5 protein-coding genes and 2 pseudogenes are annotated in these 7,853 nt (G+C 64.0%); 6 read left to right on the forward strand and 1 reads right to left on the reverse strand.

Features of this window, described 5'->3' with window-relative positions; all coding sequences use genetic code 11:
* The first annotated feature begins 388 nt into the window (after positions 1–388).
* The 6 genes and pseudogenes from ACFVWY_RS32980 (at position 389) to ACFVWY_RS33005 (ending at position 7,202) form a co-directional block, all read left to right on the forward strand.
* On the forward strand, positions 389–1,963 hold the full coding sequence (locus ACFVWY_RS32980; RefSeq protein ID WP_389878595.1) for a tyrosine-type recombinase/integrase: 1,575 nt from the start codon (positions 389–391) through the stop codon (positions 1,961–1,963).
* Entirely contained in the window at positions 1,953–2,363 is a 411-nt protein-coding gene (locus tag ACFVWY_RS32985; RefSeq protein ID WP_389878596.1) for a DUF6262 family protein, read from the forward strand. The genes ACFVWY_RS32980 and ACFVWY_RS32985 overlap by 11 nt, the downstream gene beginning before the upstream one ends.
* Positions 2,363–3,037 carry a HEPN domain-containing protein gene (locus ACFVWY_RS32990; protein ID WP_389878597.1) on the forward strand — a complete coding sequence of 225 codons (675 nt, stop codon included), beginning with the start codon at positions 2,363–2,365 and terminating at the stop codon, positions 3,035–3,037. Before ACFVWY_RS32985 ends, ACFVWY_RS32990 begins: the two co-directional genes overlap by 1 nt.
* A gap of 162 nt (positions 3,038–3,199) precedes the next feature.
* Positions 3,200–3,427, forward strand: a complete 228-nt coding sequence (locus tag ACFVWY_RS32995; protein WP_389878598.1) for a hypothetical protein — start codon at positions 3,200–3,202, stop codon at positions 3,425–3,427.
* A pseudogene (locus ACFVWY_RS33000) lies at positions 3,354–4,562 on the forward strand (hypothetical protein); the annotation flags it as partial. The gene ACFVWY_RS32995 and the pseudogene ACFVWY_RS33000, both read left to right, overlap by 74 nt.
* A gap of 303 nt (positions 4,563–4,865) precedes the next feature.
* On the forward strand, positions 4,866–7,202 hold the full coding sequence (locus ACFVWY_RS33005; RefSeq protein WP_389878599.1) for a hypothetical protein: 2,337 nt from the start codon (positions 4,866–4,868) through the stop codon (positions 7,200–7,202).
* A gap of 68 nt (positions 7,203–7,270) precedes the next feature.
* On the opposite strand, the pseudogene ACFVWY_RS33010 reads toward ACFVWY_RS33005, so the two are convergent.
* Positions 7,271–7,748, reverse strand: a pseudogene (locus ACFVWY_RS33010) (transposase family protein).
* Positions 7,749–7,853 lie beyond the last annotated feature (105 nt).

Here is a 7,853-nt window from a genome sequence, read left to right on the forward strand (position 1 = left end):
GGGGCCGCCGGCAAGGGACTCTGCTCGCGGCATCGCGACAAGTGGTCCCGCTCCGGCAGCACCGATTCCTTTGCCTGGGCGGCCTCAGCGTCGCCGCTGCCGGGCACCGACCGCACCGAGTGCGCCCTGCCGACGTGCACGTTGTGGGTGGAGAACCAGGCGAACGCGTTCTGCAAGAGCCATCATGTCCGGTGGCGCCAGGACGGAGACCCGCCCGTCGAGGACTTCATCACCGAGTACCAGTCCTTCGGCCTGCCCCGGGTGGATTTCCGCGGTCTCGCGCCTCAGCTCAAGCTGGAGTTCCAGCACGCCGTCCAGGCCCGCCGGGATGCGCAGACCGTCACCGCCCCGGCCCGCCTGATCGCAGCCGCCATCCGCCGGGCCCAGGATGAGCGCGTCACTTCCCTGCTCGACTACTCCGCCGAGCGGTGGCACCGGGTCGGCCTACCAGCAACCGGGAGGGTCCGGCGGCTACGGCAAGCGCGTCGAGGCATTCCTGCTCTTCGCCCGGGACGCGGTGGAGACCCTGCGCGACGGCACCGGCTGGGAAGTCGAATACGCCCGCGACGTCTGGCGGCTGGGCAAACTGAACGGACTCAACCGCAGTGCCAGCCGACCCCGCCCGCGCAGTGAGCTGCGATTCGACCGCCTCGCTCAGCCCTGGCTGCGAGCCCTCGCGAAGCGATGGATCAGACTGCGGTTGTCGTCCGGCCTGAACGTCAGCACGGTCACGGGCGACATGCAGGCCCTGACCCGGTTCAGCGAGTTCGTCACGGTCGTCGGCCCCGCCGTTCGCGGCCTGGGTGACGTCGACCGGCCCCTGCTGGAGCGCTACTTGGCCTGGCTGACCGATCTTCCCGGCGGGCTCAGCTCGAACGAGAGCCGCGTCAACGGCCTGCACCTGTTCTTCCAGGGCATCCGCCAGCACGGCTGGGACCACTCCCTGCCGACCAGCGCCGCGTTCTTCACCGGCGATTGTCCCCGCCGTCGCTCCCGTCTGGCCCGCCATCTCGCGGAGCACATCATGACCCAGGTCGAACAGCCCGCGAACCTCGACCAGTGGACCGACCCCTCAGCCCGGCTGATCACGCTTATTCTCGTCCGCTGCGGCCTACGGGTCTCCGACGCCTGCACCATCCGCTTCGACTGCCTGCTGCACGACGGCCAACGCGCCCCCTACCTGCGCTATTTCAACAACAAGATGAGCCGTGAGGCCGCCGTTCCCATCGACGAAGAGATTGAGGCAGAGATCCGGTCTCAGCAGCAGCGTGTCCTGGAGCGCTGGCCGGACGGCAACCCGCACCTCTTCCCCCGGCTGAAGGGCAACGCCAGCGGGAAGCACCACTTCCCCCCAGACACCTACCGGCAGATGCTCAAACGCTGGCTCACCCAGTGCGACGTCCGGGACGAGAACGGCCTCCCCGTCCACCTGACCCCGCACCAGTGGCGCCATACCTTCGCCACCCGGCTGATCAACCGCGATGTCCCGCAGGAAGTCGTGCGCGTCCTCCTCGACCACGACTCGCACCAGATGACGGCCCACTACGCACGGATCACCGACCAGACAGTCCGGCGCCACTGGGAAGCCGCCACCAAGATCAACATCCAGGGGGAACGGGTCGCTCTCGGCCCTGACGGGCCGCTGGCCCAGGCCGAATGGGCCAAGACCCGCTACGGAATCGCCACCCAGGCCTTGCCCAACGGCTACTGCGGACTTCCCGTTCAAAAGACGTGTCCGCATGCCAATGCGTGCCTGACCTGCCCGGTCTTCGTCACCGGCCCCGAGTTCCTGCCCGAGCTCCAGGCCCAGCGAGGACGGACCCTCACTCTCATCGACAACGCCAAGGGCTGCGGCCACCAGCGGGTGGCGGAGATGAACGAGCAGGTCCTGATCAACCTGGACCGGATGATCGGCGAGCTCGACGCCGACGGAGACGCGCCGGAGGCCGCGGATGCGGGCTGACAACTCCCAACACGTCGTCGACGCGGCCCGGCAGCGGGCAGCCGCAACCCGTTCCCGGGCCGTCGCCGCATTGCGGCGCATGGACGCTACCGGACAGCCCGTCAGCTTCGAAGCCGTCGCCCGAGAGGCCGGCGTCTCACGGTCGTGGCTCTATACGCAGTCTGACCTGCGGGCCGAGATCAGCCGACTTCGCGAGCGTCGCGACTCGGTTCGGACGATGCCCCAGGTTCCCGCTCAACAACGCGCCTCGCACAGCTCCCTTCTCAGGCGACTGGAGGCTGCGACCGCCCGCAATCGCCACCTGGAGAAGGAGAATCAGCAGCTTCGTGAACAGATCGCGCGTTCGTACGGTGAACTACGCACAACGAAGAACCACGTGACAGAAGCCGGAGAACACTGATGAGCAGCCAGGCCCGCATCGCGTTCAGCAAGAACTGCGAGGACGTCGATCGCCTGCTGGAGATACATGCAGACATCACCGGAGACGCCCCAGGCCGCCGCTGGAAGGTCGAGTCCCTTCATAAGTCGGCCATCGTGCTCCTGACTGCTTTCTGGGAGGCGTTCTGCGAAGACCTTGCTGCGGAAGCGCTCACTCACCTCGTTGATCACGCACCTGATGCAAGCGCTCTTCCCCAGCCGCTTCAGCAGCTGGTGGCCAAGGAGCTGAAGGCTGACAAGCATGACCTCGCGATCTGGCAGCTCGCGGGAGACGGGTGGCGCACGGTCCTGTCTTCCCGGCTCCAGCGTCTACAGGAGGAACGCAACCGCAAGCTCAACACTCCTAAAACGCCGCAGATCAACGACCTCTTCAGCCGTGCAGTGGGCATCGAAGACGTCTCGAAGAAGTGGTACTGGCCTGGCATGACGGTGGAGAGGGCTCAGGACAAACTCAACGACTTCATCACGCTCAGAGGCGAGATCGCGCATCGAGGATCGGCAGCCAACAGTGTTACGAAGCCCCAGGTCAACGAGTACTACAACCACGTCACTCGCCTGGTTGACCGAACGGAGAAGCACGTCGCCGTTGAGATCAGCCAGTCCACAGGGCAAGCCCCCTGGCCGGAGGACGAGTAACTCGCCCGAGTGAATCCGCAGGTGAAAATTCCATCGGGCATGGAGCCTGCTCAGCGTCTTCTCGCCGCCGATGGTCCTACGTCAAACACAGTGTCCGCGTGACAGAGGGCCTGGTCAGAGGCACGTCCCGTTAGCCAACTGAAGATAAGGTTCGCGGTGCAGATGAAATTCCTGCTCTGGCGCGGCCGGTTCCCGAAAATGCGCCTGGAACTGCCGCGCGACGCGGTCGCGCACATCGCCCGCCAGGTCGACGTCGACCCCGGCGAGCTGGCCGCGTACGACCTCCACTGCCCGGACCGCCCAGCGCCACCGCACCGAGCTGCGGGAGCTGACCGGCTGGCACGAGTGCACTCGCACCGACATGGTGAAGCTCACCTCGTGGCTGGTTGATGAGATCTGGCACGACGAGCGCCGCGAGGAGCCGATCCGCGCCGAACTGCTCAAGCAGATGCGCATCGACCTGATCGAGCCGCCCACGACCGACCAGGTCACCACCATCATCCGCTCCGCCCTGCACCATGCCGAGGAACGCGCGGTCGAAGAGGCCGCCGCCCGGCTGGCACTGGCCGATGGGTGCACGCGGCGGCTGGACGCCCTGGTCTTCACCGACACCGTCGGCGACCAGGACGACGAACCCGGGGACGAGGAGGCCGAGGACATCGAGGCGGTCTTGTCGCAGATCAAGGCCCACCCCGGAAACGTCAGCCTGAACTCCCTACTGGACGAGATAGCCAAGCTGAAGCAGGTCCGCGCCCTGTCAGTCCCGGCTGACGCCTTCGCCCGGATCGGGCCGCAGATCATCGACGCCTGGCGGGCCAGAGCCGCGGCGTCCTCCCCCAGCCACCTTCGGCGCTTCGCTCCCGAGGTACGGCATGTGTTGCTCGCCGCGCTGGTCTTCCGCCGCGAGCGGGAGATCACCGACACCCTGGTGGAACTGCTGAACTCCACCGTGCACCGCATCAACGCCCGCGCCGAGAAGAAGGTCACCGAGCACTTCGTCGCCGAGTTCACCCGGGTCCGCGGCAAGTCCGGCCTGCTCGGGAAGATCGCCGATGCCTCCCTCGGCCGCCCCGAGGGCACCGTGCGTGACGTGGTCTATCCGGCGGCCGGTGGAGAGAAGACGCTGCGGGACCTCACTTGTGCCTGCTGCGTCACCCGCCTCAGCCATGCAACAGGCGTGCCAGTACCGCGCCCGCAGCATCTCGTGATCATCAGGGCCAAACCCTCGAACGCGGACGAAAACCGGATCGGCATACGCGTCCCCCGACCGGAAACCTGCGGTGTCGACCCGTGGGACTGGCCTGGTGGGCCGTGCAGGGACAGGTGTGCGCGGCCCATGCTGCCCTCAGTGTGCGCGGGCCAGGGCGCTGGCCCGTCGCGGCCAGAGCGAGATGCGCACCGGAACGTCGGACTGTCTGCCCGCCGCATCGGCCGCTGGGTCGTCGCCGAACCCCACGCACCGGTCACCAGTGCTTCAAGCCATTCTGTAAAAACGCCCTCGCCAGTGGCTCCGCCGGCCGGTTGAATCTCCCCTGGCTGTGCTGCGGACGGGCCCGTCCGCAGCACAGCCCCATGTCCAACCCATCGCACTACGCACAGGACCACTCGAGCTGAACGAGGAGAACGGTTAGTGAGAAGCGCTACGCGAGTGAGACGCCGGAGACCCCTCATCCTGGGCCTGGTTGCTTCTCTCCTCCTTCTGAGCTGCGGGACAGAGCCGAGCCAGGCCATCGAAACGGCAGGGGCAAGTGACGTCACGACTGAACCCGCCTCGGGGCGGGCAGGCCAGCCTGAACCTGACCACATCTCATTCGAACCCGACGGACCCGTGGTCCTCACCGGTCGCGTCGTGGGTGAAAAAACGCTGGATGACGCTGAGTTCTTTCTGATGGCGGATCCGGATCCGGCAACCGTCACAGACTTGAAGCCGGGCGACACCGTGCGCCGCCTGGAGTTCCCCACCAAGTCGGTGGTCACCGAAGGGAACGAGTTCGCTGTCCGGCTGAAGAGAAGCGACATCACGAACCAGGACTACATATCCGACGACAACCGTGTCCAGTTCGTATTCGGTGTCCTCATACCGGGAGAGGGGAAGCGGGACAAGTACGCCGAGACCGGGGCAACCGTCGAGTACACAGGGGGAACGCCCGGCATCATTCCCTGGGCAGACCCACTCACCACGCCAGAGGGCGTGGACAAGTTCCTGCCGGAACACGAACTGCGCCCGGTGTTCCGAGAGGTAGAGCCAAGGGAGCCTCTTCCCTCTCAAGTCAGACCCACCACCGCAAGCCCCGCCACATTGCAGGAATATATCCCTCCCTGTCAGACGAAAAGATTTCTGAAAGATGCGGATGTTTGGGCGTACATAGGCGAGACCTACCCCGTCGGCGAAGGCACCGGAGGCATGACCTTCGAAAGCGACGCGGAAGTTACCTTCGAGGCTGCGGCAAGTCTCGGCGGCTGGTCAGTGGAGAAGACTGCCACCATTAAAAATGGAACCTCTGCACAGTGGGACCCCAAGGGGTGGGCCCGCAAATACATGGTGGAAATACGCTACAAAAATTACCAGTGCTCGTACGAAGGGAAAGACCAGGCCTTTATTTGGGCGCTTTGGGAGCCGACCGAACCTGCTGGCGGCACCAATGACGAAAGAATCGAGAGGCCTGACTGGGTCGGCAGTAGCATAGAAAATTGCTCAGAGGTCACCTCCAGCGAGTGGAACAGATACGGCGAAACGGGTGGCTCTGATGGGATCAGCTGGGAGGGGACACTGTCCCCTGACGCCAAGAAGACGCTGGATATAGGTATCGATCTCGGCGTGAAGCGCAAATGGTCCACTTCCGCCACGATCACCTACAAGATGAGCGCGGGAGTCAATCAACTCTGCGGCATTGACGAAAAGCCGGGCCTCGCCAGCAAGATCGCTCAGTACTCTGTGGTCAAGCACAGGGTGTGCTCAAATTTCGAATGGCCTGTGGCGAAGCAGGTTGAATCCAAGGCGCCACCGGAGAATAAGTTCCTCGATTACGCGAAGGGCACCCCGGACGGCTGGACAGGTGGTGACTCGACCTACTCTGCCCGACTCCCTGACGGGCGATTGCTGTGGATGTTTTCTGACACCTTCCTGGGGCCACTCAACTCGAACGGCACGCGGCCTACCAGTGCACCTCTGGTCAATAATACCTTCGTCGTCCAAGATGGTGACAATTTGCATACCATTACCGGAGGTACGAAGGAGGACCCGCGGGCGATCATGCCGAATGACGACCCCTATCGCTGGTACTGGCTCGGTGACGGAATGGTCGGTGACGTCCAGCTGAATGGCGAAGAGCGGCCGACGAATCGCCTCCAGGTGATCTTTCACCAGTGGCACAGATACGACCCCACCGACGACTGGGGATTTGCACTCGAGAAACTGGTGCTCGCCACTTTCGACCTCAACAATCTCAACCAGCCAATAGATATAAAAGAACTTCCGTCCGACGTCGACCCCGAAATCGGCAGGGCTGAAATTCAGTGGGGATCCGCAATCCTTCCTGCCTCGCAAAGCGGTGACGGCTACACCTACATCTACGGAGTGGACGACGCACCCATTGACAAGAAGATGAGAATCGCACGCGTCAAGGGAACTGATCTCACAAAAACCCACAAGTGGGTGTTCCTGAACAAGGAGAAGAACGCATGGATGGGCGAAGAGTCGCAAGGTAGCGACATCATGGTCGGTGTCGGTAACGAGTTTAGCGTCACCAAATGGCGCGATCAGTTTGTCCTGATCAGCCAGGACAGCACCGAAGCGTTCAGTCGGAAAATCCGCCTGTGGGCAGCTTGTGACCCCTTCGCCGGCTTCGGCTTCACTCCGGGCCAGGAGGTTGTATACGAGATGCCGGAAACCGGTTTGTGGGGGAGCTATGAAGACGGGAATGTCTACGCGTACAATGCCCACGTTCACGATACCCTGTCCTCGGGTGACCGCTTGACGCTTTCCTATAATGTCAACAGCCTGGACACCACTGTCGGAACAGAAGGCGCGCACTACAAAGATCCGAGCATCTACAAGCCGAGGTTCGTTTCCTTTACTCTCGTGCCGCGCACCTCGCTGAACGCATCAGAACGAGAAACTTCGGCGCCGAGGAAAGCCCCGCCACAGACGGCCGATCAAAACTAACTGATCGTTTCAAAATGGGGCGAGCGTTTCTGCTTCTCATCGGGCAGAGCCAGGAGCGTTTTCCAACCTCACGCTGATGCGTGGTGAAGGACGAGGACGGCCTTCACGACGTCGGTGATCCGGTTGGTGCTGCAGCGGAGCTTCCGCAGGAGACGCCACCCCTTGAGGGTGGCCATGGCCTGCTCGCCAAGGCAGCGGATCTTGGCGTGGGTGGTGTGGTGGCGGCGCTTCCATCTCTTGAGCCGGCGGCCCCGAAACGGTACCCGGACGGGTCCGCCGGCGCCTTGATACGCCTTGTCCGCCCAACACTTGAGCCCTGCTTCGGTGAGGGCTTCGATGATCCCGTGCTGTCGCGCGGCGGCCAGGTCGTGAGTCGAGCCGGGCAGAGCCGGCGAGGCCCAGAGCAACCGTCCGAACGGATCGGTCAGGACCTGCGAGCAGGGCCTGTCGCGAGGCGGGAAGACGCCGCCACCGCGTCCCGATCTCCTGCCGCCTGGTCTTCAGCCGCCCGGTCAGGAACCGCAGGGTGCGATTGGACAGATCGATCGAGGATGGGTAAGGGCTGTCCCGTAACTGCTGGTCAGGGGTGAGATGATCTTGCGATGGCTGGTGTGATCACGGCGTCGGAGTCGTCCTGGATAGCCCCGTTCA

This window comes from Streptomyces sp. NPDC058195 (genome assembly GCF_042883525.1).
GTDB lineage: Bacteria > Actinomycetota > Actinomycetes > Streptomycetales > Streptomycetaceae > Streptomyces.

What these genes read in the sequence shown, in the direction of transcription:
- ACFVWY_RS32980 (WP_389878595.1), top strand. Translation starts at nt 389, where the DNA reads ATGAGCGCGTCACTTCCCTGCTCGACTACTCCGCCGAGCGGTGGCACC.
- ACFVWY_RS32985 (WP_389878596.1), top strand. Translation starts at nt 1,953, where the DNA reads ATGCGGGCTGACAACTCCCAACACGTCGTCGACGCGGCCCGGCAGCGG.
- ACFVWY_RS32990 (WP_389878597.1), top strand. Translation starts at nt 2,363, where the DNA reads ATGAGCAGCCAGGCCCGCATCGCGTTCAGCAAGAACTGCGAGGACGTC.
- ACFVWY_RS32995 (WP_389878598.1), top strand. Translation starts at nt 3,200, where the DNA reads ATGAAATTCCTGCTCTGGCGCGGCCGGTTCCCGAAAATGCGCCTGGAA.